Origin of the sequence: Pseudomonas sp. NPDC087639 (assembly GCF_044743385.1) — a bacterium.
In the GTDB taxonomy this organism is placed as follows: Bacteria; Pseudomonadota; Gammaproteobacteria; order Pseudomonadales; family Pseudomonadaceae; genus Aquipseudomonas.
Genome location: NZ_JBIUWI010000007.1, coordinates 90,952 through 116,150, shown reverse-complemented (window position 1 = coordinate 116,150; position 25,199 = coordinate 90,952). Strand labels below are relative to the sequence as shown.

Genomic DNA, 25,199 nt, shown 5'->3' with positions numbered 1-25,199 from the left:
TCACGTGGACGATGCCTTGGCGCACGTCGTTCATCTTGAATTCGACGATGCCATATTCATCGCAGTTGTCGTCGAGGGTCTGAACCTGCAAACGCGAGACCTGGTCGGCAATCGCGGCGATGCCGCCCTTGCGCTCTGGCGTGGTCGGTACGTTGTGATCCGGGGTCGCGATGTTGGCATCGATGCGCCAAGGCTTGCGCCCGGCCAGACGCAGGCCTTCAAAGGCTTGCGGCGAAGTCACTTCGTGAATGATATGACGGTCGATGTAGATCAGCGCCGAGCCATCGTCGCGCTGTTTGACCAAATGCGCATCCCAGAGCGGGTCGTAGAGCGTTTTGCCGGCCGTCAGACGGTTCCTCATCAGCTTGTTTCTATGCCTTGGGCTTATCAATAACCCTTTGGCTTGTGAGGCCGATCCTATGGGGTTAGATTAAATAACTCAAATTCATATTTTTTATGCTTTGGATAACCAACTGGAATACCAACATGGATCTGGCCAACCTCAACGCTTTTATTGCGATCGCCGAGACCGGCAGCTTCTCCGGCGCCGGCGAACGCTTGCATCTGACACAACCGGCGATCAGCAAGCGCATCGCCGGGCTGGAGCAGCAACTGAAGGTGCGCCTGTTTGATCGACTGGGTCGCGAAGTCGGCCTGACCGAGGCCGGCCGCGCCCTGCTGCCCCGGGCTTATCAGATTCTCAACGTGCTGGACGACACCCGTCGCGCACTGACTAATCTGACCGGTGAAGTCAGCGGTCGCCTGACGCTGGCCACCAGTCACCACATCGGTCTGCATCGCTTGCCGGCTCTATTAAGGGAGTTCACCCGCCGCTTCCCACAAGTCGCGCTGGATATTCAGTTTCTCGATTCGGAAGTGGCCTACGAAGAAATTCTCCATGGCCGTGCGGAACTGGCGGTCATCACCCTCGCCCCGGAGCCCCACACACTGGTCAAAGCCACGCCAGTTTGGGACGACCCGCTGGATTTCGTGGTCGCTCCCGAGCATTCGCTGATCAGCAATGGCGCCGTCAGCCTCGCGGACATCGCCGGTCATCCGGCGGTTTTCCCCGGCGGCAACACATTTACACACCATATTGTTCAGCGGTTATTCGAGGCGCAGGGCCTGACGCCGAACATCGCCATGAGCACCAACTATCTGGAAACCATCAAAATGATGGTCTCGATCGGCCTGGCCTGGAGCGTTCTGCCGCGCACCATGCTCGACGATCAGGTGGCGAGCATCGCATTGCCGGGCATACAGCTCACTCGCCAGCTAGGCTATATCGTGCACACCGAACGGACGCTATCGAATGCGGCAAGGGCGTTTATGGCCTTGCTGGATGCACAAATCGATCTGCCAGGGACTCACGGCTAACTTGTGCTACTCCTATAGAGCTGCTGTCTCTGTGCCTAACGCCACCACCCGCTCAAGGCCTGTTAACGATGCCGAAATCTGTTGACCGAATTCCGCCGATGCCGCGCATTCAAGCCATTGACCCGCGACACTCCGAGCAGAGCTGGGAGAGCGCGCCGCAATTGCTCGCGGCGCTCAACGGCGCGCGGCTCGGCGCCTGGTATTGGGATATCGAGCGTGGGCAAATCAGTTGGTCACGGGGCACCCAGGCATTGTTCGGCTTCGATCCGCGCCAGCCGCTGCCGGAAGATCTCGAGTACCTCGATTTGCTGCCGCCGGAAGATCGGGCGAAAACCGTCCGCGCCTTCCACGCGGTGATTGCCGGCGCACCGCTGGAACAGGCGATGCACCACCGCATCCGCTGGCCCGACGGCAGCCTGCACTGGCTGGAGATCAACGGCAGTTTGCTCCCGGACAAAAACGGCCGCCCCCGAATGATCGGGGTGATTCGCGAAATCACCCACCAGCGCCAACGCGAACAAGCCCTGAGCAGCTCGGAGAAACGTTTCGCCACGTTGTTTCACCTGTGCCCGAACATGGTTCTGCTGACCCGCCAGGAAGACGGCTTGATCAGCGAAGCCAACCAGTATTTCGAAAGCCTCTTCGGCTGGCCGGTACAGAGCGCCATTGGCCGCACCACCCTGGAACTGGGCCTGTGGGTTCACCCTGAGCAACGCGCCGAGCTTGTCAAGAAAACCAAGGCCAAGGGCGACCTGATCAGCATGGAAGTGCAATTTCGCGCCAGTAACGGCCAGGTCCACGACGGCATCCTCAGTGCGCAAAAGGTCGAACTCGAAGGCCAGCCCTATCTGCTCAGCACCTTCCTCGACACCACCGATCGCAAAGTTGCCGAACACGCCCTCAAAGACAGCCAGGAACGCCTCGATCTGGCGCTGGACTCGGCGCAGCTCGGTACCTGGGACTGGCACATTCCCAGTGGCATGCTCTACGGCTCGGCCCGTGCTGCGCAACTGCATGGCCTGGAACCGATTCCGTTTCATGAATCGTTCGACGAGTTTTTCGAAGGCGTGCCCGGCGAAGAACGCGACAGCATGCGCGATGCGTATCGCAGCCTGCGCGAAGGCCCGGCAGGAAATTATCAACTGACGTATCGCGTGCAACTGCCGGATGGCAGCTCACGTTATCTGGAAAGCCGCGCGCGCCTCTATCGCGACGACAACGGCGCGCCACTGCGCATGGCCGGCACACTGCTGGACATCACCGATCAGGTCGAGCGCGAGCAGCGGCTGGTGGCGTCGGAAGAAAAATTCGCCACGCTGTTCCAGGTCAGCCCCGACCCGATCTGCGTTACCCGCCAGGACAGCGGCGATTTCATCGAAATCAACTCCAGCTTCACCCAAACGTTCGGCTGGAGCGCTGCTGACGTGATCGGTCGCACCGCCGAAGATATCGGCCTGTGGGACGCCTCTGCAAAAAGCCTGCAACGCATCGAACGGGTCATCCGTGAACAGGGCCTGAGCAATGTCGCGATCATCGTCCAGCACAAGGACGGACAGTCGCTGACTTGCGTGATTTCCAGCCGGCAGATCAGCGTCGGCAACCAACCGTGCATCGTCACCACGCTGCGGGATATCACCCAACAGCAACGCTCGGAAGCCGCACTCAAGGCCAGCGAAGAGAAATTCGCCAAGGCCTTTCACTCCAGCCCCGACGCGATCACCATCACCGAGCGCGACACCGGGCGCTATCTGGAGGTCAACGATGGTTTCTGTCGCCTCACCGGCTATCGCGCCGATGAAGTGGTCGGTAAAACCGTATATCAGGTGGGCATCTGGGCCGAGGAGAAACAACGTTCGGCATTGTTGGCCGAGTTGCAGATCAAGGGCCGCGTGCATCATCAGGAAATGCTCGGGCGCAACAAACGCGGGGAAATGCTCACGGTTGAGGTCTCGGTCGAGCCGATCACCCTGAACGAAACGGCGTGCCTGCTGCTGACTGCCCGGGACGTCAGCCTGCTGAAAAACGCCGAAGCACAGATCCGTCATCTGGCTTACCACGACCCGCTGACCAACCTGCCCAACCGTGCCCTGCTGATGGATCGTCTGAGCCAGCAGATCGCCCTGCTCAAACGCCACAACCTGCGCGGTGCGCTGCTGTTTCTCGATCTGGATCACTTCAAGCACATCAACGACTCCCTCGGCCACCCGGTCGGCGACACCGTGCTGAAGATCATCACCGCACGGCTCGAGGCCAGCGTACGCATGGAAGATACCGTGGCGCGCCTGGGTGGCGATGAATTCGTGGTGTTGCTCAGCGGCCTGGAAGGCTCGCGCAACGAAGTCAGCGCGCAGGTGCGCAATCTGGCCGACACCATTCGCGAACTGCTCTCGGAACCGATGTTCCTCGATGGCCAGCGCCTGCAAGTGACGCCGAGCATCGGCGTGGCGCTGATTCCAGACCACGGCTCGACCCCGACTGATCTGCTCAAACGCGCCGACATCGCCCTGTACCGGGCCAAGGATTCCGGGCGCAACACCACGACGATGTATCACAACACCATGCAGAAGGCGGCCAGCGAACGGCTGCGCATGGAGACCGACTTGCGCCTGGCGCTGTCTCGCGGCGAATTCAATGTGCATTTTCAGCCGCAGATCGACGCGCGCGACAACCGCATCATTGGCGCCGAAGCTTTGGTGCGCTGGAATCATCCGGAACTCGGTGCGCAGTCGCCGACCGAGTTCATCAAGGTACTGGAAGACAGCGGCCTGATTCTGGAGGTCGGCACGTGGATCCTCGACGAAGCCTGCGAAGCCTTCAAACAACTAATCGCCCTGAAGCTGGTCGATCCGCTGAATTTCAGCCTGTGCGTGAACATCAGCCCACGACAGTTCCGTCAGAATGACTTCGTCGAGCGCATCGAACACAGCATGACCAGCCACGGCCTGCCTTGCTCGCTGCTGAAACTGGAAATCACCGAAGGCATCGTCATTCAGAACCTGGAAGACACCATCAGTAAAATGCGTCGTCTGAAAAAACTCGGCGTGAGCTTCGCCATGGACGATTTCGGCACCGGCTATTCGTCGCTGACTTACCTCAAGCGTTTGCCGGTGGACACGCTGAAAATCGACCAGTCGTTCATTCGCGACGCAACCACCGATCCGAACGACGCGGAGATCATCCGCGCCATCGTTGCCATGGCCCTCAGCTTGGAACTCGAAGTGATTGCCGAAGGCGTGGAAACCCCTGAGCAACTGGCATTCCTGCAAGGTCTGGGCTGCCACTTGTATCAGGGCTATCTGCACAGCCGGCCATTGCCCCTGGAGGGTCTGAAAAAGCTGCTGCCCTGATGCGCGCAGGTTGCAACAGACCGGCAATTGCCAGTGCTGACGGCAACCTGTAGGGTCGCGTTTTTTGCGCCGTTTCGAGATCGATCATGCAGGATGCAACCCTCCCCCGCCCGGCCCTGCTGGGCATTGACCTTGGCACCACCAACAGTCTGATCGCCGTCTGGCAGGACGGCCAGGCCCGATTGATTCCCAACGCCCTCGGCGACGTGCTGACCCCATCGGTGGTCAGTCTCGATGAAGACGACACGATTCTGGTCGGCAAAGCCGCCCGCGCCCGACTGACCACGCACCCGGAGCGCACCGCCGCTGCGTTCAAGCGGTTCATGGGCAGCGACAAACAAATAGAACTCGGCAGTCGCCAGTTCAGACCGGAGGAGTTGTCGGCACTGGTGCTTGGCTCACTCAAGCAGGACGCCGAAGCCTTTCTCGGTCATTCGATCTCTGAGGCGGTGATTTCCGTGCCGGCTTATTTCAGCGACGAACAACGCAAACGCACGCTGTTTGCTGCGGAGTTGGCCGGCCTGTCCGTCACGCGCCTGATCAACGAGCCGACTGCCGCTGCCATGGCCTATGGGCTGCATGAGCAGAAATTCGAACGCACGCTGATTTTCGATCTGGGCGGCGGCACCTTCGATGTCACGGTGCTGGAATATGCGCTGCCACTGATCGAGGTGCATGCGTCGACCGGTGACAACTTTCTCGGTGGCGAAGACTTCACCGCTGCGCTGTTGCAGGCCTGCCTGAAAGACTGGCAACTGACCCCGTCAATGATTGATGCGCAAGGCATGGCCAGCCTTGGCGATACGCTGGAGCAGCTCAAATGCAAACTCGGCGAAGGTACCCAGACATTGAGCTGGCGGCATGCCGACAAGACATTCGAATGGTCGCTGGACGAAGCGGGTGCCGTGAAGATTTGGGAGCCACTGCTCGGCCGCCTGCGCGCACCGATCGAACAAGCCCTGCGCGATGCCCGGCTCAAACCGCGTGACCTCGACAGTCTGGTGCTGGTGGGGGGGGCCACGCGTATGCCGGCAGTGCAGCAGATGGTCGCCACGCTGTTCGGGCGCCTGCCCTATCGGCATCTTGATCCGGACACAATTGTCGCGCTCCGCGCGGCCACGCAAGCGGCGTGCAAGGCACGGGATGGAGCGGTTGAAGAGTTGATCCTGACCGATGTCTGTCCGTACACGCTGGGGATTTCGACCATGCGCGGCGATGACGTCAAAGGCGCGTTCTCACCCATTATCGAACGCAACACCATCATTCCGACGTCACGGGTGGAGCGCTTCCACACCACTTCGCCCAGGCAGGAAGTCATCCGCATTGCGGTCTATCAGGGTGAACGGCCGTGGGTGCGCGACAACATCTTCATCGATGCCTTCGATGTCACGCTGACACCCAGCGATCACATCCAGGCGCTGGACGTGCGCTTCAGTTACGACATCAATGGCTTGCTCGAAGTCGACGTCACGTTGCTGGAAACCGGCGAGCGCCACAGCCATAGCATCGACCGCAGCCCGACCGGGCTCGATGAGCAATCGCGTCAGGCCAGCCAGGAACGCTTGTCCAGCCTGAAAATTCATCCTCGCGATGCTCTGCCCAACCGAACCCTGCTGGCGCGACTGGAACGTGCCTGGATGCAAAGCCTTGGCGAGGAGCGTCAGCGCATCGCTGAATGGCTGGACAGTTTCACCACGGTGCTGAGTGGCCAGCGATCAGAAGAAATCGCCAGCCATCGCTCACAACTCAACAAAGTGCTGGATGAGCTGCGTCTCTAACCGTTGAGTCGCCGCAACGCGGCCTGCAAACCACCGGATAACGTGTCCTCACGATCACTGTCCGGTGGTACACCGTAGCGGTTGGGCAACTTCTCGCCGGGAAAGCCGAACAGCACCAGCGGCAGAAATGGCAAGACCGGGGTCAGGCCGGCCAGAATCAGAAAGCTGGCAACACCTCGGCCCATATCATGCAGGCGCCTCAGAATGGCGCTGAGCATCAGCACCAGCGCCGCTGCCAACACCACGAAAGCGGAAAACATCGAGCCACTGAACAAGGCCAGCAATGGCGTAAGCAGCACGATGCCGATCACCTGACCGATAAATGCCTCGCGCCCCAGTCGTGTGCCAAGGCGCCAGAACGCGGTTGCAGGCGTCGGCCGAGTGTCAGCCTTGGCCAACAGCAAACGCTCTGACCACGACAGCAATGCACTGAAGGCAAAGCGTAAGCCGAGGCCATTGTGCGTGTTGTCCTTGGCCTGCTGCATGCGCATCAGAATTTTCTGTCGCGGCACCCCGGCGCTACCGTAACGCGCCAGATCCTTGAGCACATCCAGCGCCAGGTAAAACGAGTCGGTGTAATCAACGCCGTCATCCTCCAGCACCTCACGCGGCGGGCGTATGGGTTCACCTTTGATCAGACTGTGGCGGAATCCGTCGAACCAGTCCTGAGGATTGACGACTTCGGTGATGCTCTCAAGCAGGTATTTGCGCTGCTGCGCATTCAGCAGCGGATCGTGATAAAGCACCCCACCCAACAACATGCGACCGAGCAAATCCTCATTGAAACGGCTGATATCGCTGCGCATGCACTCGTACAAGCGGTCATTGCTCAACAGCCGTGTGCTGTCGAGCGCTTCCTGGACGCTGAACAATTTACGCGCGAGCAAGGCATGCACTGGATCCTTCGCTTGCAGCCAGCCCAGCAGACCACTGGCGCTGCCCTGCTCGCGATTCAATCGGCACAGCAGAGGCTGCAAACGCGCCAATGGATGCTCACGCGCAACGTTCATCGAATCAACGCAGTGCGCCGATTGAGCACCTAGCCAACGTGCCGGCTCATCGAGAGTCGCCAGCAAATACAACGCCTGACGATGCCATTCCCATACATCACCATGGGTATTGATGGTCGGGAGCAACATGCCCTGTTCCGCCAACTGTGCTTGCAGTTTCAGGCCGTCGAGCACGACATCGCGCTTGTTCAGACTGAATGCTTCGTCCAGCCGCGCCAGCGAACGCGCGTCATAAGCTCGCAAGCGGCGCATCCACAGCAGACTGAGCTCTAGCGGCTCGCCATTTTGCAGTTCCGGCGGCAGTTGCGCCGCTGCATCGCTGGCCAGAAACGCATGCAGCGCACGCGGAATGGGTGCCTGGGACAGCCAGCAGATCTGCTGATCGGCTTGATACTTGAAGCCCTCTAGCACCAACTGGTCAAGAATCTCCGGAGTCTCTGGCGCATCCATGATTCGTTGCAACAAGGTCACATCACCACGATGCAAGGCCCAGGCATGTTGGTACAGGGTTTGGAGTGACGGGTCGTCGCTTTCAATGATCAACCACGCCAGCAGGGGTAATTCATCACCGCTGACGCGCCATTCAACAAAGGCATCGGCGATGCCCTGCAAGTCGAGCTGCCGTGCGCGGAACCAGCGCCCCAACGTTTCCGGGCGCTGCGATGGACTGCCGTATTCCTGGGTGACATCACTGAGGTCAGCGGACCAGCCGCGGAAGTTTTCCAGACGATCGAACGCCTGGATCAGCAATGGCAAGCGCTGTGGTTGATGGCGCGCGCACAGATCCAGCAACCAGGTGGCGGCTTTTGGGTGTTGATGCTCTCGCCAGAGTTGCACCCAGGCCTGAAGCGCCAACTCTTCCATGCCCAGCGCACTGCGCTGACATGCCAGCAGATAAAGCCAGTCAACATCCTGCGGCGCGAGCCGATGCTGCTCGCTGATGATGTCGAGAAAGTCTTTACTGGCAATGCCGGCCTGACTGAACTGTATTGCCAGACGTTGTAACAGCGCGTCATCCCCAGGCAGCGCAATGCAGGTATGCAGGCTGGCGAAGTAGCGGAAATCGTCCAGCGATGCGTTACGGTGAAGATGATTCAACGTGCGCACGTACCAGAGGGTCTCCAGTTGCGCGGTGGCTGGCCAATGGCTCATCAACGAGGTGTCGAACGGATCCGGCGCGTCGATAGCCTTCAAAAACTCATCTACAGTGCGGGCGTTGTCGAAAGCCAGATCGAGCATCCGACTCGCCCAGCCCATGCGCTGCGCGAGCAAACGCGCACAGACGTGGGAAATCGGTCCGGCGTCGAGCAACGCGCGCAACAGCGGCCAGCAGACTTCGTCCAGCACCTCTAGCGGCAGTCGATCAAGCTCAAGGTTGAATGCCTGCCAGGCCGTCGGAGTGAATCGACGCGTCGAATCGAGCAGTAGCGCTTCGAAGTCCGCCAACATCTGGTCAGCAGGACTCACCTCATCGTCGGTCGGCACGTGCGCTTCAGATACTTCCTCGCGGGCGAATCGCAGTGCCAGTTCATAGGCCTCGCGCAGGGCCTGAAAACCTTCCGGATCGGTTTCCGGGTGGTGTTGCGGCAAACGCGCACGATAGGCACCGCGAATGGCGTCATTGTCTTTGGTGGGCTCGATACCCAAGCGAATCCAGCAGCTCATGACCAGTCGAACTCCCCTAGTGAGTCCGGCCGCTCAGGCAGATGCAGGGGCATATCCCAGGGCAATTGGGCAAAGAATTCGCGGGCATCGCGATCAAGCTTTCTGATGACCACCGTAGTGCCGATGTAGTCGCCTTGCCGATCGTATTCATGGGCAAGTTCCTCATCTTTATTCCCCAGGCAATGCCAGAAGGCTTTGCCGAGGACGAAGCCATTCAGGTAACTCGTCCAACTGTCGTAGTAGTACCGCGCACGCGCCGCCATGCGACCGTGCAGCCAGAGACTTTCGGTGAGATCGATCCAGCCATGCAGTACCGCCGAGCGCAACAGAAAGCCCATTCGGCCAATGTCCCAGGCGCGAATACCACCCGAGCCACACTCGCCGAACGTGCGACTGGCCAACTCATAAAAGGCGCGTTGACGGGTATCCAGCGAGCCGAGCAAGGCTTGCCATTCGGACGGCAGGCAACGCTCCCACTGTCGATAGGCTTCATTCAAATAGGTCGCGTGCCCATCGTCGGCCGTGCTCAGCATGTCGAGCAATTGCGGGCGCGTTGTAATGCCCCAGCCGCCTTCGACGTCGACATGCTTGAGGTCAAAGCAGTATGTGGGTGCGGCGTAGTCCGCATCGGGATTGAGGGCGACCAAAGGCGCAGAAAGCGCATAGAGCCAGCGCTGTTCCATTTCGTCCATGAAGAAAGGCTCCGGAGCCAGCGGGAATGAGGGAGTGCCGGCCTTGTTGACGCGGATTGTAAAGAGCCGTGGCAGGAGCGGCAAATATTGTGAGCGCGTTTACTGCGCGCACAAAAAAGGCCCCGACGTATCGGGGCCTTCGTTCAGCGACTCATCGCCTGTTCAGACGAGTGTGTTGCTGCTTATGACTCAGTGCTGCAGAGCCGGTTTTTGCTCCCCGTTGATCGGGATGCGTTTGGCTTTCGCTTCTTCCGGGATCACCCGCAACAGGTCGATGCTCAACAAACCGTTGCTCAAGCCGGCAGCCTTGATCTCGATGTGATCGGCCAGGCGGAAGGACAACTTGAAGGCACGCTGGGCAATACCCTGATGCAGGAAGGTCACGCCTTCGTTGGCATCACGTTTGCCGCCACTGATGGTCAGCACACCCTTCTCGACTTGCAGCTCCAGGTCTTCTTCCTGGAAGCCGGCTGCCGCTACGACGATGCGGTATTGGTCGTCGCCGTGTTTTTCAACGTTGTAGGGAGGATAGGTGCTGCCTGGCTCGTTGCGCAGAGCGGTTTCGAACAGGTCGTTGAAACGGTCGAAACCCACCGAGGAACGGAACAGTGGCGCGAGGGAAAATGCAGTACTCATGGTTCAAATCTCCTGAAAACAATCAGCAAGGTTTTTTGATTCCGCGACCCGAATTCGGCATCGCGTACCCCTTAGATAGGGACCGCTGATTTGATTTCAAGAGATTATTTGCAGATTTTTTTCAGGCCGCTTCGGCGACCGGCAGACCGAGCAAACGCGAGACATGATCCGGTTCGGTCTCACGGCGCAGGACGGTAAACAGCTCGGTGGCTTCAGGATAATTGCGCGTCAGCATGGCCAGCCATTGCTTCAAACGACCCGGGGATTGACGTGCAGTCATCTGCGCCTTGGCCTGCAACCAGAAGTCCTGGATCAGCGGCATCAGCTCGGCCCAGGTCATCTCGACCACTTCTTCGCCGGCCCGTGCAGCGGCGATCTGTTTGGCCAGATCCGGGCGCGACACCAGGCCGCGACCGAGCATGATGTCTTCCACGCCGCTGATTTCGCGGCAACGACGCCAGTCTTCGACACTCCAGATATCACCGTTGGCGAACACCGGCACTTTGACCACGTCCTGCACGCGCGGAATCCACTCCCAGTGCGCCGGCGGTTTGTAGCCGTCCATTTTGGTCCGGGCATGAACCACGATGTGTTCCGCCCCACCCTCAGCCAACGCGGTGGCGCAGACCAGCGAGCCGTCCGGGCTGTCGAAGCCCAGGCGCATCTTGGCGGTTACGGGAATGTGTGCCGGCACGGCGCGACGTACGTGCTCGACGATCTGGTTGAGCAGTTCCGGCTCTTTGAGCAGCACCGCACCGCCACGGGACTTGTTGACGGTTTTGGCCGGGCAACCGAAGTTGAGGTCGATCACTTCGGAACCGAGTTCACAGGCCAGCGCAGCGTTTTCCGCCAGGCACACCGGGTCGGAACCCAACAGCTGAACACGCAGCGGCACGCCGGACGCCGTGCGGGCACCGTTGAGCAGCTCCGGGCCGAACTTGTGGAAATAGGCCGGAGTGAGCAACTGATCGTTGACCCGAATGAATTCGGTCACGCACCAGTCGATGCCGCCAACGCGGGTCAGCACGTCGCGAAGGATGTCGTCGACCAACCCCTCCATGGGCGCCAGAGCAATTTGCATGGGAAACACTACTTAAAGGAAAAACGTGCGGCAGTTTACTGGTTTTTGCAGGCTAAACCCATTTCTCCTACAGGGAGGGATTTAGGCTTGTTCCGGGATCTGGATCGCCGGCCCGTAGCCTTCGACAAACTCGGCCGGCATGCGCTTGGGCTTGCCGGTGGACAGCTCGATGCACACGAACGTGGTTTGAGCGCGCAGCAGCGTGGCGTTGTCGCTCGGGCGAATCAGCTGGAAATGCCGGGTCATTTTCAGGCGTTGATCCCAATCGACAATCCACGTTGCCAACTGCAACTCGTCGCCTTCATAGGCCGCCGCCAGATAATCAATCTCGTGACGCACCACCGCCATCGCCCGATCCAGGCGCCGGTACTCGACCAGATCCAGCCCCAGTCGCTGCGAGTGGCGCCAGGCGCAGCGTTCGAGCCAGGTGACGTAAACCGCGTTGTTCGCGTGACCCAGTCCGTCGATGTCCTCGGCGCCCACTTGCAGATCAATGGTAAACGGCGTTGCCCGATCCCAGCCCATGCCCCACTCCCGGTCAGATTATTCAACCGGGGCAGTGTAACGGATGCTTACGCCGATTGCCGGGCCTGAAGGCTGCGACCGGCCAACAGTGATAACACGCCATCAATCACCCGAGGGTCGGCCAACACACGCTGATGGCCGCCGGCTTCCAGGCGCAGTAGCCGGCTGTCGAACCAGGCTTCGTGGATCAGTTGCGATTCTTTGACCGAGACGAAGTTGTCGTCCTCGGCATGCACGATCAGGCCGGGCATATCCAGTTGGTAGTGGGCGACGTCCAGCGTGGCGGCACGCATGCCCACATCCTGCTCGACCTGACGAATGAACGCGGAACGTGCTCTGGGTGGCATCCCGACATAGCGTGCGAAACCGCGCAGCACGCCGAGAATTCGCGCGGGAGCAGCAATGCTGACGAGAGTTTCGGTGCGCAAGCCCAGTTGCACGGCCAGCATCGCACTGGCGCCGCCCATGGAGTGACCGATCACGGCTTGCAATGGCGGCAGCTCGGCGGCGGCTTCGAGCATCGCTCGGGCAAACAATACGACGTTGGCCTCGCGCCCCGGCGATCTGCCGTGAGCCGGGCCATCGAGTGCGACGACCGTGTAACCGGCCTCGACCAGCGCGGTGATCAGCGCGGCGAATTGGGTTGGCCGCCCTTCCCAGCCGTGCATCAGTAAAACGGTCGGACCTTGCCCCCAGCGCAGGGCTGACAGACCAAAGCGCAACGTGATCCGTTCGGAATTGGCCAGCAACGGTAACTCCCAATCCCGCAGTGGTAGCGCACGCGGCGTCATGAACGCCAGGCGCATTTTGCTCGCTACCCGTTTCGGTGCAATCCAGCCCAAGGTGCCATTAACGCCACGAACCCACTTCAACGTGTTCATCGCTCTCTCCTCAGGCGTGTTGCCTTCAGGTCAACGCACCGCCGACTTGGCCGCGCGCAGCAATCGATCAGATAAATCGCCAGGGCCGAGCGCTCTTGCGAGTGCCAGACCTCCCACCATCAAGGCCACGTCGGCCAAGGCTTTGTCGGTGTCCTCAGGGCTGGACGCCAACTGCGCAAGCATCAATTCCAGATGTTCGTTGAGCGCGATGCGGAACGACTCCGGCAAACGCCCCAGTTCGCCGATAGAGGCCGGAATTGGGCATGCTGACTCGCTGGAATCGCGATGTTTGCGCGACAGGTAAAAAGCTGCGACCAGTGCGCGGCGCTCTTCGCCGGTCAGTTCGGCGTCCATGTCGGCAATCAGGTCGCGACGGCGGCCGAGCAATTGCTTGAACGCTTCGAGCATCATTGCGTCCTTGCTTTCGAAGTGCGCATAAAAACCGCCGACGGTCAGGCCGGCCGCGCCCATCACTTCGCCCACGCTTGGGTCTGCCGGGCCGCGCTGGATCAGTGCGGCGCTGGCAGCCTTGAGGATGCGTTCGCGGGTTTGAGCTTTTTTATCGTTCATCGTTGCCTCCGAATATTACGACTAGAATATTATTCGCATAATAATATTCTGCAAGTCGAGGATATGACCGCTGGTCTGAAGCACAGTGTAAGGAAAAAGGAGAATTGGCCAAACGCCAGACAAACAAAAGGGCCATTCAATAATTGAATGACCCTTATAAATCCCGCAGAGCGGGTAATCGTGGCGTCCCCTAGGGGACTCGAACCCCTGTTACCGCCGTGAAAGGGCGGTGTCCTAGGCCACTAGACGAAGGGGACACAAACCCTTCTATACAACTGATCAGTGCTGAGAGCTGATCGATTCAAGGCCGGTGTGGCCAGACCTTGAACTTGTAAAATTGGTGGAGCTTAGCGGGATCGAACCGCTGACCTCCTGCATGCCATGCAGGCGCTCTCCCAGCTGAGCTAAAGCCCCTCATCGTTGATGTCATCGCTGAGGACGGGGCGAATCTTAAGGGCGTATCGGAGGGCTGTCAAACTTATTTTTAAAATATTTCAAAGTTTTTTGTCGGCATAACAATCACTTACCGCCCTCCCCCCGAAAGTCCGGGGGAAAAACGCCGAAGGCCGAAATCAAACGATCCCGGCCTTCGGCGGTTCCTGCAGAGTCAGACGCTCTTAAGCGATAGCGCCCAGCAGCTTTTCCCACTCTTTGTTTTCTTTCTTCGACACGCCGCCCAGCAGGTCAATCGCCTGGCGCAGACGGTAACGTGTCAGGTCCGGCCCGAGGATTTCCATCGCATCGAGTACCGACACCGAACTGGCCTGCCCGGTGATCGCCGCAAACATCAGCGGCATCGCATCACGCAGTTTCAGCTCCAGGGATTCGACCACCGCTTGAATCGTCGCGGTGATGTTGTCCTTTTCCCACTGACGCAGGCTTTCGAGCTTCCAAAGGATCAGTTGCATCAACTGGCGAACCTGGTCACCCGAGAGCTTTTTCGATTCGAACAACTTGGCATCCGGGTTGACGCCACCGGCGAAGAAGAACCCGCCCAACGGTGCAACCTGGCTGAAGGTTTCGACGCGGCCCTGAACGTGCGGCGCGATCTTCATCATGTATTCGGAGTTGAATGCCCACTTCTGCACGCGGGCGGCGAACTCTTCCACCGGCAGATCGCGCAACCACTGGCCGTTGAGCCACGACAGCTTCTCGATGTCGAAGATCGGTCCGCCGAGGGACACACGCTTGAGGTCGAAGTTGTCGACCATTTCCTGCAGCGAGAACTTCTCGCGCTCGTCCGGCATCGACCAGCCCATGCGCCCCAGGTAGTTGAGCATCGCTTCCGGCATAAAGCCCATGCGCTCGTAGAACGTTACCGATGTCGGGTTCTTGCGCTTGGACAGCTTGCTCTTGTCCGGGTTACGCAGCAGCGGCATGTAGCACAGCTCCGGCTGTTCCCAGCCGAAGTATTCGTAGAGCAGGATCAGTTTCGGCGCCGACGGCAGCCATTCTTCGCCGCGCAGTACGTGAGTGATGCCCATCAGGTGATCGTCGACAACGTTGGCGAGGAAGTACGTCGGCAGGCCGTCGGTCTTCATCAACACTTGCATGTCCATGCGATCCCACGGGATCTCGACGTCGCCACGCAGCATGTCCGGCACGACGCAGACGCCTTCGCTCGGCACTTTCATGCGGATCACATGAGGTTCGCCAGCGGCCAGGCGTGCTGCCACTTCTTCCTTGGACAGCAGCAGCGCGCGGCCGTCGTAGCGTGGGGTTTCGCCGCGAGCCATTTGCTCGGCGCGCATCTGGTCCAGCTCTTCAGCGGTGCAGAAGCACGGGAAAGCATGGCCCATGTCGACCAGTTGCTGGCAATACTTCTGATAGATCTCGCCGCGCTCACTTTGGCGGTATGGACCGTGCGGGCCGCCGACATCCGGGCCTTCGCTCCAGTCGATACCCAGCCAGCGCAGGGCGTCGAAGATCTGCTGTTCGGACTCGCGGGTCGAACGCAACTGGTCGGTGTCTTCGATCCGCAGGATGAACTCACCGCCATGCTGCTTGGCAAAGCAGTAGTTGAACAATGCGATGTAAGCGGTACCTACGTGGGGGTCCCCGGTAGGCGATGGCGCGATGCGAGTGCGGACGGTGGTCATGGCATGTCTCGAAAAGAATGAAAAGCAAAACAATCAAGCGGCGAATGGTAACAGGCGACACCCGCCCCGCTCCAGCGGGCAGGGCATTTAAGCCAGGTTTGTGTCTGTCAGGTCCGCTGGCCGCGATGAGGCCGGACAATTCACCGCACAATCACACAGCCAGAAGACGCTCGCGCAGCTTGGCAATTTCATCGCGCATCTGCGCCGCCGCTTCAAACTCCAGGTCCCGAGCAAGCTGATACATCTTCTCTTCCAGCGCCCGAATACGCTTGGTGATCTCGCTCGGCGAGCGCAATTCGGCTTCGTACTTGGCGTTTTCCTCGGCAGCCTTGGCCATGCCCTTGCGCTTCTTGCTGCGCGAGCCGGGCACGGTGGCGCCTTCCATGATGTCGGCGACGTCCTTGAACACACCTTTCGGGGTGATGCCGTTTTCGAGGTTGAAGGCGATCTGCTTGTCACGGCGGCGCTCGGTTTCGCCAATCGCCCGCTCCATTGAACCGGTGATGCGGTCGGCGTACAGAATCGCCCGGCCATTGAGGTTACGCGCGGCACGGCCGATGGTCTGGATCAGCGAGCGCTCGGAGCGCAAGAAGCCTTCCTTGTCGGCATCGAGAATCGCCACCAACGACACTTCAGGCATGTCCAGACCTTCGCGCAGCAGGTTGATCCCGACCAGCACATCGAAGGTGCCGAGGCGCAGGTCACGGATGATTTCAACCCGCTCGACGGTGTCGATATCCGAGTGCAGATAACGCACACGCACGCCGTGGTCGGCGAGGTAATCGGTCAAATCCTCCGACATGCGCTTGGTCAGCGTGGTGACCAACACGCGTTCTTCCAGCGCCACACGCTTGGTGATTTCCGAGAGCAGATCATCCACCTGAGTCAACGCCGGACGGATTTCGATTTGCGGGTCCACCAGACCGGTCGGACGCACCAGTTGCTCGACAACGCGACCGGCGTGTTCCGCCTCGTAATTGCCCGGCGTGGCCGAGACAAAAATCGTTTGCGGGCTGATGCCTTCAAATTCGTCGAAACGCATAGGCCGGTTGTCCAGCGCCGATGGCAGACGAAAACCGTATTCCACCAAGGTTTCTTTACGCGAGCGGTCACCTTTATACATCGCGCCGACCTGCGGCACGCTGACGTGGGATTCGTCGATCACCAGCAAGGCATCGGCCGGAAGATAGTCGAACAAGGTCGGCGGCGCCTGACCGGAGTCGCGACCCGAGAGGTAACGCGAGTAGTTTTCGATGCCGTTGCAGTAGCCCAGCTCGAGAATCATCTCCAGATCGAAGCGGGTGCGCTGCTCCAGACGCTGGGCTTCCACCAGTTTGTTGTTGCTGCGCAAGTATTCGAGACGTTCCTGCAACTCGACCTTGATCCCCTCGATGGCACCCAGCAGGGTTTCGCGCGGCGTGACGTAGTGGCTTTTCGGGTAAAAAGTGAAGCGCGGCATCTTGCGGATGACTTCGCCGGTCAGCGGATCGAACGCGGAAATACTCTCGACCTCGTCATCGAACAGTTCGATGCGGATGGCTTCCAGATCCGATTCCGCCGGGTAGATGTCGATTACATCACCGCGTACGCGAAAGGTCGCGCGGGCAAAGTCCATATCATTGCGGGTGTATTGCAGATCGGCCAGACGCCGCAGCAGCGCACGCTGATCGAGTTTGTCGCCGCGATCGACGTGCAGCACCATCTTCAAATAGGTTTCCGGGCTACCGAGACCGTAGATGCACGACACCGTGGTAACGATGATCGCGTCCTTGCGCTCCAGCAGCGCTTTGGTCGCGGAAAGGCGCATCTGTTCAATGTGGTCGTTGATCGACGCATCCTTCTCGATGAAGGTGTCGGACGATGGCACATACGCTTCGGGCTGGTAGTAGTCGTAGTAGGAAACAAAATACTCGACCGAGTTGTTCGGGAAAAACGCCTTGAACTCGCCGTACAGCTGCGCGGCCAGAGTCTTGTTCGGCGCCAGTACCAGAGTCGGGCGCTGAATTTGCGCGATGACATTGGCGATGCTGAAGGTCTTGCCCGAGCCGGTCACACCGAGCAGCGTCTGGTGCGCCAGCCCGGCTTCGATGCCCTCCACCAATTGGCGAATGGCTTCCGGCTGATCGCCGGCGGGCTCGAAGCGGGTGACTAGCTGGAATTCGGACATAAACACCTCTGGGGTCGCGGAGATCCAAGCAAAGCGGATCACCACGAGAAACACCGCAAACGACCGATGTCGCGCAAGAAAGAACCTGGATTGTGCTCAATGTGGTGTCGATTGCCTCAGCTTTCAAGGTAAACGTCCTACATCCGGTAAAGACTCTGACACGACCAATCGACTAACGGTCGAGAAATAATCGGAAAAACTTGCCCTAAAAGCCGATTCGCCTGTCGCCATTGCTCAGTGATGGCCTCTATACTAGCTCCCCGTTTGTGCACCGCTCTAGTGCATCCGGCTGGAGCGCGACACGTCCCTCCACACTCCATTCAGAGCCGCCGTAATAATGAGCCTGTTCTCCGCTGTCGAAATGGCACCCCGCGATCCAATCCTGGGCCTCAACGAAGCATTCAACGCCGATACCCGGACCACCAAGGTCAACCTGGGTGTAGGTGTTTACTGCAACGAAGAGGGGCGAATTCCACTTCTGCGCGCCGTGATCGAAGCCGAAACCGTTCGCGCTGCTCAACACGCTTCGCGCGGTTACCTGCCGATCGATGGCATCGCTGCCTACGACCAGGCCGTGCAAAAGCTGTTGTTCGGCAACGACTCGCCGCTGATCAGCGCCGGTCGCGTCATCACCACTCAGGCCGTCGGCGGGACTGGCGCACTGAAAATCGGTGCCGATTTCCTCAAGCAACTGCTGCCGAACGCTGTCGTGGCGATCAGCGACCCGAGCTGGGAAAACCACCGCGCGCTGTTCGAAACCGCCGGCTTTGCGGTGCAGAACTACCGTTACTACGACGCCGCCACCCACGATGTGAACCGTGCCGGCCTGCTCGAAGACCTCAACGCCCTGCCGAACGGCTCGATCGTTGTCCTGCACGCGTGCTGCCACAACCCGACTGGTGTCGACCTGAGCCCGGCGGACTGGAACAACGTACTGCAAGTGGTCAAGGCCAAAGGGCACGTGCCGTTCCTCGACATGGCTTACCAGGGTTTCGGTGACGGCATCGACGAAGACGCCGCTGCTGTGCGCCTGTTCGCTGAGTCCGGCCTGACTTTCTTCGTGTCGAGCTCGTTCTCCAAGTCGTTCTCGCTGTACGGCGAGCGCGTTGGTGCTTTGTCGATCATCAGCGAATCGAAAGAAGAAAGCGCGCGCGTGCTGTCGCAAGTCAAACGCGTGATCCGCACCAACTACTCCAACCCGCCGACCCACGGTGCAAGCATCGTCGCTGCCGTGCTGAACAGCCCGGAACTGCGCGCTCAGTGGGAAGCGGAGCTGGCGGAAATGCGTCTGCGCATTCGCGGCATGCGCGAGCAAATGGTGACGATGCTGGCAGAGAAAGCGCCACAGCGTGACTTCAGCTTCGTCGGCCGTCAGCGCGGCATGTTCTCCTACTCCGGCCTGACCACTGAACAGGTTCACCGCCTGCGCAACGAGTTCGGCATCTACGCCCTGGACACCGGCCGCATCTGCGTGGCGGCGCTGAACCAGAACAACATCAAGGCTGTGACGGATGCGATTGTTCAAGTCATCTGATTTCGCAGCGTGATGAAAAACGGGAAGCCTTGGGCTTCCCGTTTTTTATTTGTCCCGGAAACGTGTCCACACCCTCTAGACTGCACACACTCCTACAGATTTGTGTACACCCGAGATTTTTGAAGAGAACCCAAATGAAAAACGACAACCTGCGTGCCGACCGTGACGACCTGGATGACTTCATCCCCCGCGCCTCGGCCAAACGCGAAAAAAGCCTGGTACTGCAAGTCGCGGCCGGGGTCTTCCTCGGCGGTCTGGTGCTGTGGCTGGTGCAACTTGCAGCCACCGCGGCTTACGCCAAACTGATGCTCGGCACGATTACCTTCGGCAGTTAAGCCAGTTCAGTCGCGCGCTGGCTGGCGGCATCGTCATAGGCGACGTAGAGCGATTCGGCGATCTGGCTTTTGATCGCCTTGGTGCTTTCCAGGCCCAGGACAAAACCTTCGGCTTTGCCGCCGGCGCGGTTCAACTCTTCAGCGGTGCTGGCTTGAGTGATTGCATCGAAGAGCTTTTCGGCGTGCGGGCCAACCCCTTTGGGCAGGCTGATCTGAGCGATGCTCATGCGAGCACCCCGCTGTTGCGAGATTTGATAGCTGGGCGATTCATGGCGCGTACCTTTTCGGCGAATGACCGGCAGCGCGTGTTACCACTTCCGGGCGGCCATGGTAGACCTCCGGCGCGGTTCTGGTAACCGTCAATCGCTGACAAACCACCGTCCGTCTCGTCGAATCGCCTATTTTCACAACCGATGCTTGACTTCTCTTTTTGAATCAGTAACATACGCACCAATTCCGCAATAGCTCAGTTGGTAGAGCAAATGACTGTTAATCATTGGGTCCCTGGTTCGAGTCCAGGTTGTGGAGCCAAATAGCAAAGCCCCTGAATTGAAAGATTCAGGGGCTTTTTTGTGGACGGTCGAAAAACCGGCGCAATAAAAAGGGCCGATCAGTCTCGCGACTGATCGGCCCTTTTCTATTCAGACACAGCGCTCAGACATGCTCGCTGCTTTTAGTCTGCACCTTCGGCGCACCGTGCCCATGATCATGCTCCGCATCAGGTTCAATCACCGGCACTTCTTTGCCATCGCAATCATGCAGTTTGCCGTCGCTGAAGTAATCGCCTTCACGCAGCGCCGCCAGATCGCGAAAACGCAGGGTTCGCTCTTCCGCTGCCGCAAACACCGACTGCTGGTCCGAGTTACCGGTGGTGAAGTGGTTGAACGCCAGGTTGAGCAGGATCGCCATGATCGCCGACGAACTGATGCCCGAATGGAAAATGGTCGCGAACCAGCTTGGGAAGTGATCGTAGAAATTCGGTGCAGCAATCGGGATCATGCCGAAACCGATCGAAGTGGCGACGATGATCAGGTTGACGTTGTTGCGGTAATCAACCTTCGACAGAGTACGAATACCGCTCGCTGCCACCGTGCCGAACAGCACGATACCGGCACCGCCGAGTACCGAAGTCGGCACCGCCGCGATCACCCGGCCCATGAACGGCAGCAGGCCGAGAATTACCAGAAACAGACCACCAGTGGCCACCACAAAACGGCTCTTGATCCCGGTTACCGCCACCAGCCCGACGTTCTGGGCGAAAGCGCTTTGGGTGAACGAGCCAAAGATCGGCGCAAACATACTCGACAGCATGTCCGCACGCAGACCATTGCCCAGCCGTTTTGAGTCAACCTTGGTGCCGATGATTTCACCGACGGCCAAAATGTCCGCCGAGGTTTCCACCAGCGTCACCATGACCACGATGCACATCGACAGGATCGCGGCGAAGTGGAACGTCGGCATGCCGAAGTGAAACGGCGTCGGGAAGCCGAACATCGGGCCAGTGGTGACGCTGGAAAAATCCGCCATGCCGAGGAACACCGCCAGCACGGTACCGATCACCATGGCCAACAGGATCGACAGACGCGAGATGGTCGAGCTGCCGACCTTGCTCAGCAGCAACACCAATACCAGCGTAACCGCCGCCAGACCGATGTTCTGCATGCTGCCGAAGTCCGGCGCATGGCTGTTACCGCCCATGGCCCAACGCGCGGCCACCGGCATCAGCGTCAAACCGATGGTCGTGATGACGATGCCGGTCACCAACGGTGGGAAGAACTTGGTAATTCGCGAAAACACCGGGGTAATCAACAGCCCGATCAGCGAGGCCGCTATCACCGCGCCAAGCACCGACTGGAAGCCGCCCTCCCCGCCACTGCTGACGATCGCCACCATGGTCGCAACGCCGGAGAACGACACGCCCTGCACCAGCGGCAACTGACAGCCAAAAAACGGCAGACCCAGGGTTTGCAGCAACGTCGCCAGCCCCCCCGCAAACAATGAAGCAGCAATCAACAAACCAATGTCCGCCGGCGACAGCCCGGCCGCCTGACCGATGATCAGTGGTACCGCGACGATACCGCCATACATGGTCAGAACATGTTGCAGGCCGTAAGCCATATTCGCGCCGACCCCGAGATTTTCGTCCTCGGGCCGTTGGTGTGAAACATGGGGCGTTTTCATGGTTGGGGGGTTCCCTGGTTTTTGTTATGCGCACACTGTATTCAATACTTGTGACAAATGTCCATAGAGTTGTATACAACTTGTCAGTCACATAATGGATAGGTAGCCACCCAACCTTCTATCCCGCTGCTTGCATCCCCCACAAATCCGGCAACACATGCCCCGCTGCCCCCTCCACCATCCCCCACTAGGCTGAAGTGTTCACGGCGACCGACGGTGTGGTTGCACTCTTTTTTATACATACAAAGTATGCATAATGAAGTCATTCACTATTCAGTACGACAAAAGCAAGAACGCAGCCAACAAACTCAAGCACAGAGGCGTGAGCCTGCCGAGACCGAAGCGGTTTTTCACGACGAAAGAGCACTGAAGATTGAGGACAACGACCATGACGAACAACGCTGGATCACCCTCGGCCTCGACGCCAAGGGACGTTTACTGGTGGTTGCGTACAGTTACCGCGAAGCGAATGTCATACGAATCATTTCTGCGCGTGTCGCCACACCGGGCGAACGTTGCGAGTATTTTCTGGAGGATTGACCGATGAAAGACGAATACGACTTCTCTCAGGGCAAACGTGGCGCAGTGGTGTCCACCAAGGGCAAAACCCGCATCACCATCATGCTCGACGATGCAGTTATCGAGGCCGCGCGCACCGTGGCGGAAAACGAAGGGTTTGGTTATCAGACGGTGATCAATAACACCCTTCGCCATGCCTTGCTCAACGGCGCAGACAGTCAGGGCCAGACCGAGTCTGACCACGGCGGGCAGTTCAAGAAAGGTATTACCGCCGCCGACCTCAAGAGTCTTGAGAAAAAGCTGTCGGCGGCCGTCGGGGAGATTCGTCGGGTACTGGAGCCGGATGCGAAGCCCTAGGCTTCAGGCGCGACAATCATCCGCCCCAGCGCGTGGCGCAGTTGCGGTTGTTCGGGCAGGCGAAGATCAAATTCCTGCTCCAGCAATTCAATCAGCTCATCAACGTCGGTCACTTCGCACCGTTCGCTATCGGCGCCCATGCGATGGACGGCGAAGTTGCCGTTGTTCAACGTCTTGCGCCAGCCATTACCCGTGCGCGCGACCATCAGCCGATTGGCGAACGGTGATTGCGGATGGGTCGAGACGTACCAGTTGCCGATGGTGAAATCGATGTCCTCCTGGCGCTGTAGATCGAACAGGTACATCGACCGCCATTCTCCCGCGACGTTGGCGCGCAGCATGTAACCATCGTTCTGTTTTTCGATGCGATACGGTTCGTGTGGAGTGGCTTGCTCAGCCTCGGTGTCGAGGATCAGCGGTGCAGTCGGCACCATGCCACCGAAACCGACATCAGTGATGTAACGCACGCCGTCGAGTGTCACCAGACTCAAGCGGTGCGTGCGCGCGGTCCAGGTGCCCTCGGGCTGATTCATCACTACTCGCCCACTGATCGCCCGAACGTCGAAGCCCAATTCAGACAACAGCGCAAAAAACAGGTGATTGAGCTCGTAGCAGTAACCGCCTCGGCCATCGTGCAGGACTTTCTGTTCAATTGACGCAAGATCGATCATTACCGGTGCACCGGTAATCGTCGCGAGGTTTTCGAAGGGGAAGACGCCGGTGTGACGCAACTGCAGCTGACGCAAGGTTTCCAGCGTCGGCGCCGGCAGTGCATCGAAACCCAGGCGTTGCAGATAAAGCGTCAAACTCGTCAGGCGTGGCTCACTCATTGCTCAGTCCTTTTGCATGGGGCCGCAGGTCACTGCGTTGATGGTCGCCATGTATACGGGATCGGGCACTGATTTCGACAATTGATTTCACCAATCGCCTCTAGCGTTTCTTGCGTGAACCAATACGAATCCACGTCGGCGCATGGTCACTGGCATGTGGTTCGTTGCGCACCCAGGCGTCTACACCGGCCTCGTGCAGATAAGGGCTCAGCGCCGGGTTGAGCAGCAGATGGTCGATGCGCAAACCCGAGTTGGTTTGCCAGTGGTTACGAAAATAATCCCAGAAGGTGTAGAGGCGATCGTCCGGGCAGAGATGCCGCAGCGAATCGGTCCAGCCCTGGTCAAGCAAGCGCTGATAACACTCGCGACTCTCGGGCTGCAGCAACGCATCCTTGAGCCATGAGCGGGTGTTGTAGATGTCCATGTCCGTGGGCACGACGTTGTAGTCGCCGGCCAGCACCACGGGGTGATCGCTGCCTTGCAGATCCTCCGCGTAACTGATCAGCCGCTCGAACCAGGCCAATTTGTAATCGAACTTCGGCCCCGGTTGCGGGTTGCCGTTGGGCAGATACAGACAACCGACGAGCACGCCATGCACCGCGGCTTCCAGATAACGGCTGTGCTTGTCTTCGGGATCGCCCGGCAAGCCTCGGCGGCTTTCCAGCGGTTGCGCATCACGGGCGAGAATCGCCACGCCGTTCCAGGCAGCTTGGCCGTGTCAGATCGCGCCGTAACCGGCCGCTTCCAGCTCGACGGCGGGAAACGCACTGTCGAGCGATTTCAGTTCTTGCAGGCAAACAATGTCCGGTTGCTCGCGCTTGAGCCAATCAAGCAGGTTGGGCAACCGTGCGCGCAGGCCGTTGACGTTGAACGTGGCGATCCGCAGGTTTTTCATCGTCCGGGCTCCTGCCGGTAGGGATAGAAATAGTGACCCTGCGGCCACCGCACTGGTTGCATCGGATCGTCTCGCTGCGGCGTAATAGGCGCTCGTCATTCGCCCGCACTGCCGAGACCAGAATTCCATGCAAACCAAGCTTGAAGGCCAGCGCATCCTTCTGCGCCCGCTTCAGTACAGCGACGCCGCCGACCTGCTCCAAGCCGCCGCCGACGGCGAGTTGTGGAACCTCACCGTCACCGTCGTGCCCTCGGCGACCACCGTCGATAGCTACCTGAAAAAAGCCCTTGATGGCCGCGAGGCCGGGACTGTGATGCCGTTTGCCATCGTGCTGAAGGACAGCGGCGAGGTGATCGGCTCTACCCGTTTCTGGAAGATCGACGCGCTCAACCGCAAACTGGAAATCGGCAGCAGCTGGATCTCGGCGAGCTGGCAGAAATCCTTCGTCAACACCGAAGCCAAATACCTGCTGTTGCGTCACGCCTTCGACGTGCTGAACTGCGTGCGCGTGCAGTTCACCACCGACGAGAACAACCAGAAATCACGCCATGCGATCCTGCGCCTCGGTGCGCAACAGGAAGGCATCGTCCGCCACGAACGGATCATGCCGGACGGGCGCAAGCGCAACTCGGTGCGTTTCAGCATCATCGACGACGAGTGGCCGCAAGTGCGCCTGCACCTGGAACAGAAACTCGCCAGCTACAAGTAACGCAGGATCAC

The 25,199-nt window shown here is 59.3% G+C and carries 20 protein-coding genes, 3 tRNA genes and 2 pseudogenes; 9 read left to right on the top strand and 16 right to left on the bottom strand.

All coding sequences use genetic code 11. The annotated features are described in order from the left end of the window. Positions 1-361 (bottom strand): aconitase family protein (locus ACIOVB_RS05730; RefSeq protein ID WP_401265671.1); only part of this gene is annotated, 361 nt, incomplete at its 3' end. A gap of 125 nt (positions 362-486) precedes the next feature. On the opposite strand from ACIOVB_RS05730, the gene ACIOVB_RS05725 reads away from it, so the two are divergent. The 3 genes from ACIOVB_RS05725 to ACIOVB_RS05715 all read left to right on the top strand — a co-directional run bounded on the left by ACIOVB_RS05725 (position 487) and on the right by ACIOVB_RS05715 (position 6,502). Further along, the gene (locus ACIOVB_RS05725; protein ID WP_187676930.1) at positions 487-1,377 is read left to right on the top strand and encodes a LysR family transcriptional regulator; all 891 of its coding nucleotides are present in this window, start codon (positions 487-489) and stop codon (positions 1,375-1,377) included. 68 nt (positions 1,378-1,445) lie between these two features. Continuing rightward, positions 1,446-4,724 carry a PAS domain S-box protein gene (locus tag ACIOVB_RS05720; protein WP_401265668.1) on the top strand — a complete coding sequence of 1,093 codons (3,279 nt, stop codon included), beginning with the start codon at positions 1,446-1,448 and terminating at the stop codon, positions 4,722-4,724. Between the two features lie 86 nt (positions 4,725-4,810). Then, positions 4,811-6,502 (top strand): Hsp70 family protein, encoded by a 1,692-nt coding sequence (locus tag ACIOVB_RS05715; protein WP_401265666.1) that lies wholly within the window; start codon positions 4,811-4,813, stop codon positions 6,500-6,502. Here ACIOVB_RS05715 and ACIOVB_RS05710 read toward each other — a convergent pair. The 11 genes from ACIOVB_RS05710 to uvrB all read right to left on the bottom strand — a co-directional run bounded on the left by ACIOVB_RS05710 (position 6,499) and on the right by uvrB (position 17,828). Then, positions 6,499-9,177, bottom strand: coding sequence for a DUF805 domain-containing protein (locus ACIOVB_RS05710; protein ID WP_401265664.1), 2,679 nt, complete (start codon positions 9,175-9,177; stop codon positions 6,499-6,501). The two genes, ACIOVB_RS05715 and ACIOVB_RS05710, sit on opposite strands and share 4 nt — an antisense overlap. Beyond that, complete coding sequence (locus ACIOVB_RS05705) at positions 9,174-9,869, bottom strand: DUF1266 domain-containing protein (protein WP_187676926.1); 696 nt, start codon at positions 9,867-9,869, stop codon at positions 9,174-9,176. The genes ACIOVB_RS05710 and ACIOVB_RS05705 overlap by 4 nt, the downstream gene beginning before the upstream one ends. A gap of 189 nt (positions 9,870-10,058) precedes the next feature. After that, positions 10,059-10,505, bottom strand: a complete 447-nt coding sequence (locus ACIOVB_RS05700; protein WP_187676925.1) for an Hsp20 family protein — start codon at positions 10,503-10,505, stop codon at positions 10,059-10,061. 121 nt (positions 10,506-10,626) lie between these two features. Beyond that, complete coding sequence (locus ACIOVB_RS05695) at positions 10,627-11,586, bottom strand: tRNA-dihydrouridine synthase (RefSeq protein WP_116031011.1); 960 nt, start codon at positions 11,584-11,586, stop codon at positions 10,627-10,629. Positions 11,587-11,667: 81 nt separating this feature from the next. Then, a complete protein-coding gene (locus ACIOVB_RS05690; RefSeq protein WP_401265661.1) occupies positions 11,668-12,111 on the bottom strand; it encodes an acyl-CoA thioesterase in 444 nt (147 codons plus the stop codon). 47 nt (positions 12,112-12,158) lie between these two features. Then, positions 12,159-12,992: an alpha/beta fold hydrolase gene (locus ACIOVB_RS05685; protein WP_187676923.1), complete on the bottom strand. Its 834-nt coding sequence runs from the start codon at positions 12,990-12,992 to the stop codon at positions 12,159-12,161. Positions 12,993-13,022: 30 nt separating this feature from the next. Further along, the gene (locus ACIOVB_RS05680) at positions 13,023-13,562 is read right to left on the bottom strand and encodes a TetR/AcrR family transcriptional regulator (protein WP_187676922.1); all 540 of its coding nucleotides are present in this window, start codon (positions 13,560-13,562) and stop codon (positions 13,023-13,025) included. Positions 13,563-13,743: 181 nt separating this feature from the next. Beyond that, positions 13,744-13,819 (bottom strand) — tRNA-Glu (locus ACIOVB_RS05675). A gap of 81 nt (positions 13,820-13,900) precedes the next feature. Next, positions 13,901-13,976 (bottom strand) — tRNA-Ala (locus ACIOVB_RS05670). 203 nt (positions 13,977-14,179) lie between these two features. Continuing rightward, positions 14,180-15,661, bottom strand: coding sequence for a glutamate--tRNA ligase (gene gltX, locus ACIOVB_RS05665; RefSeq protein WP_187676921.1), 1,482 nt, complete (start codon positions 15,659-15,661; stop codon positions 14,180-14,182). A gap of 151 nt (positions 15,662-15,812) precedes the next feature. Further along, positions 15,813-17,828: an excinuclease ABC subunit UvrB gene (gene uvrB, locus ACIOVB_RS05660; protein WP_401265658.1), complete on the bottom strand. Its 2,016-nt coding sequence runs from the start codon at positions 17,826-17,828 to the stop codon at positions 15,813-15,815. A 337-nt stretch (positions 17,829-18,165) separates the two neighbouring features. On the opposite strand from uvrB, the gene ACIOVB_RS05655 reads away from it, so the two are divergent. Then, positions 18,166-19,362, top strand: a complete 1,197-nt coding sequence (locus ACIOVB_RS05655; protein ID WP_401265656.1) for an amino acid aminotransferase — start codon at positions 18,166-18,168, stop codon at positions 19,360-19,362. Between the two features lie 134 nt (positions 19,363-19,496). After that, positions 19,497-19,697: a hypothetical protein gene (locus tag ACIOVB_RS05650; RefSeq protein WP_053118898.1), complete on the top strand. Its 201-nt coding sequence runs from the start codon at positions 19,497-19,499 to the stop codon at positions 19,695-19,697. Here ACIOVB_RS05650 and ACIOVB_RS05645 read toward each other — a convergent pair. Continuing rightward, entirely contained in the window at positions 19,694-19,924 is a 231-nt protein-coding gene (locus tag ACIOVB_RS05645) for a hypothetical protein (protein ID WP_007943502.1), read from the bottom strand. The two genes, ACIOVB_RS05650 and ACIOVB_RS05645, sit on opposite strands and share 4 nt — an antisense overlap. A gap of 228 nt (positions 19,925-20,152) precedes the next feature. On the opposite strand from ACIOVB_RS05645, the gene ACIOVB_RS05640 reads away from it, so the two are divergent. Further along, positions 20,153-20,228: transfer RNA gene (locus tag ACIOVB_RS05640), tRNA-Asn, on the top strand. Between the two features lie 123 nt (positions 20,229-20,351). On the opposite strand, the gene ACIOVB_RS05635 is transcribed toward ACIOVB_RS05640, so the two are convergent. After that, on the bottom strand, positions 20,352-21,878 hold the full coding sequence (locus tag ACIOVB_RS05635) for a nucleobase:cation symporter-2 family protein (protein ID WP_401265654.1): 1,527 nt from the start codon (positions 21,876-21,878) through the stop codon (positions 20,352-20,354). A gap of 256 nt (positions 21,879-22,134) precedes the next feature. Here ACIOVB_RS05635 and ACIOVB_RS05630 point away from each other — a divergent pair. Both ACIOVB_RS05630 and ACIOVB_RS05625 read left to right on the top strand, forming a co-directional pair. Then, positions 22,135-22,418: pseudogene (locus ACIOVB_RS05630) on the top strand (BrnT family toxin). Positions 22,419-22,421: 3 nt separating this feature from the next. Further along, positions 22,422-22,754 carry a BrnA antitoxin family protein gene (locus ACIOVB_RS05625; protein WP_401265652.1) on the top strand — a complete coding sequence of 111 codons (333 nt, stop codon included), beginning with the start codon at positions 22,422-22,424 and terminating at the stop codon, positions 22,752-22,754. Here ACIOVB_RS05625 and ACIOVB_RS05620 read toward each other — a convergent pair. Both ACIOVB_RS05620 and ACIOVB_RS05615 read right to left on the bottom strand, forming a co-directional pair. Beyond that, entirely contained in the window at positions 22,751-23,584 is an 834-nt protein-coding gene (locus ACIOVB_RS05620) for an arylamine N-acetyltransferase (protein WP_401265650.1), read from the bottom strand. The two genes, ACIOVB_RS05625 and ACIOVB_RS05620, sit on opposite strands and share 4 nt — an antisense overlap. A gap of 100 nt (positions 23,585-23,684) precedes the next feature. Next, positions 23,685-24,479, bottom strand: a pseudogene (locus tag ACIOVB_RS05615) (exodeoxyribonuclease III). 127 nt (positions 24,480-24,606) lie between these two features. Here ACIOVB_RS05615 and ACIOVB_RS05610 point away from each other — a divergent pair. Continuing rightward, positions 24,607-25,188 carry a GNAT family N-acetyltransferase gene (locus ACIOVB_RS05610; protein WP_401265647.1) on the top strand — a complete coding sequence of 194 codons (582 nt, stop codon included), beginning with the start codon at positions 24,607-24,609 and terminating at the stop codon, positions 25,186-25,188. The last annotated feature ends 11 nt before the right edge of the window (positions 25,189-25,199 follow it).

Excerpts from the sequence above, each read along its gene's own strand:
- ACIOVB_RS05695 (WP_116031011.1), bottom strand. The coding sequence starts at position 11,586 with ATGCAAATTGCTCTGGCGCCCATGGAGGGGTTGGTCGACGACATCCTT.
- ACIOVB_RS05655 (WP_401265656.1), top strand. The coding sequence starts at position 18,166 with ATGAGCCTGTTCTCCGCTGTCGAAATGGCACCCCGCGATCCAATCCTG.
- ACIOVB_RS05710 (WP_401265664.1), bottom strand. The coding sequence starts at position 9,177 with ATGAGCTGCTGGATTCGCTTGGGTATCGAGCCCACCAAAGACAATGAC.
- ACIOVB_RS05680 (WP_187676922.1), bottom strand. The coding sequence starts at position 13,562 with ATGAACGATAAAAAAGCTCAAACCCGCGAACGCATCCTCAAGGCTGCC.
- ACIOVB_RS05690 (WP_401265661.1), bottom strand. The coding sequence starts at position 12,111 with ATGGGCTGGGATCGGGCAACGCCGTTTACCATTGATCTGCAAGTGGGC.
- ACIOVB_RS05610 (WP_401265647.1), top strand. The coding sequence starts at position 24,607 with ATGCAAACCAAGCTTGAAGGCCAGCGCATCCTTCTGCGCCCGCTTCAG.
- uvrB (WP_401265658.1), bottom strand. The coding sequence starts at position 17,828 with ATGTCCGAATTCCAGCTAGTCACCCGCTTCGAGCCCGCCGGCGATCAG.
- gltX (WP_187676921.1), bottom strand. The coding sequence starts at position 15,661 with ATGACCACCGTCCGCACTCGCATCGCGCCATCGCCTACCGGGGACCCC.
- ACIOVB_RS05635 (WP_401265654.1), bottom strand. The coding sequence starts at position 21,878 with ATGAAAACGCCCCATGTTTCACACCAACGGCCCGAGGACGAAAATCTC.
- ACIOVB_RS05620 (WP_401265650.1), bottom strand. The coding sequence starts at position 23,584 with ATGAGTGAGCCACGCCTGACGAGTTTGACGCTTTATCTGCAACGCCTG.
- ACIOVB_RS05720 (WP_401265668.1), top strand. The coding sequence starts at position 1,446 with ATGCCGAAATCTGTTGACCGAATTCCGCCGATGCCGCGCATTCAAGCC.
- ACIOVB_RS05715 (WP_401265666.1), top strand. The coding sequence starts at position 4,811 with ATGCAGGATGCAACCCTCCCCCGCCCGGCCCTGCTGGGCATTGACCTT.
- ACIOVB_RS05725 (WP_187676930.1), top strand. The coding sequence starts at position 487 with ATGGATCTGGCCAACCTCAACGCTTTTATTGCGATCGCCGAGACCGGC.
- ACIOVB_RS05700 (WP_187676925.1), bottom strand. The coding sequence starts at position 10,505 with ATGAGTACTGCATTTTCCCTCGCGCCACTGTTCCGTTCCTCGGTGGGT.
- ACIOVB_RS05645 (WP_007943502.1), bottom strand. The coding sequence starts at position 19,924 with ATGAGCATCGCTCAGATCAGCCTGCCCAAAGGGGTTGGCCCGCACGCC.
- ACIOVB_RS05685 (WP_187676923.1), bottom strand. The coding sequence starts at position 12,992 with ATGAACACGTTGAAGTGGGTTCGTGGCGTTAATGGCACCTTGGGCTGG.
- ACIOVB_RS05705 (WP_187676926.1), bottom strand. The coding sequence starts at position 9,869 with ATGGACGAAATGGAACAGCGCTGGCTCTATGCGCTTTCTGCGCCTTTG.
- ACIOVB_RS05650 (WP_053118898.1), top strand. The coding sequence starts at position 19,497 with ATGAAAAACGACAACCTGCGTGCCGACCGTGACGACCTGGATGACTTC.
- ACIOVB_RS05625 (WP_401265652.1), top strand. The coding sequence starts at position 22,422 with ATGAAAGACGAATACGACTTCTCTCAGGGCAAACGTGGCGCAGTGGTG.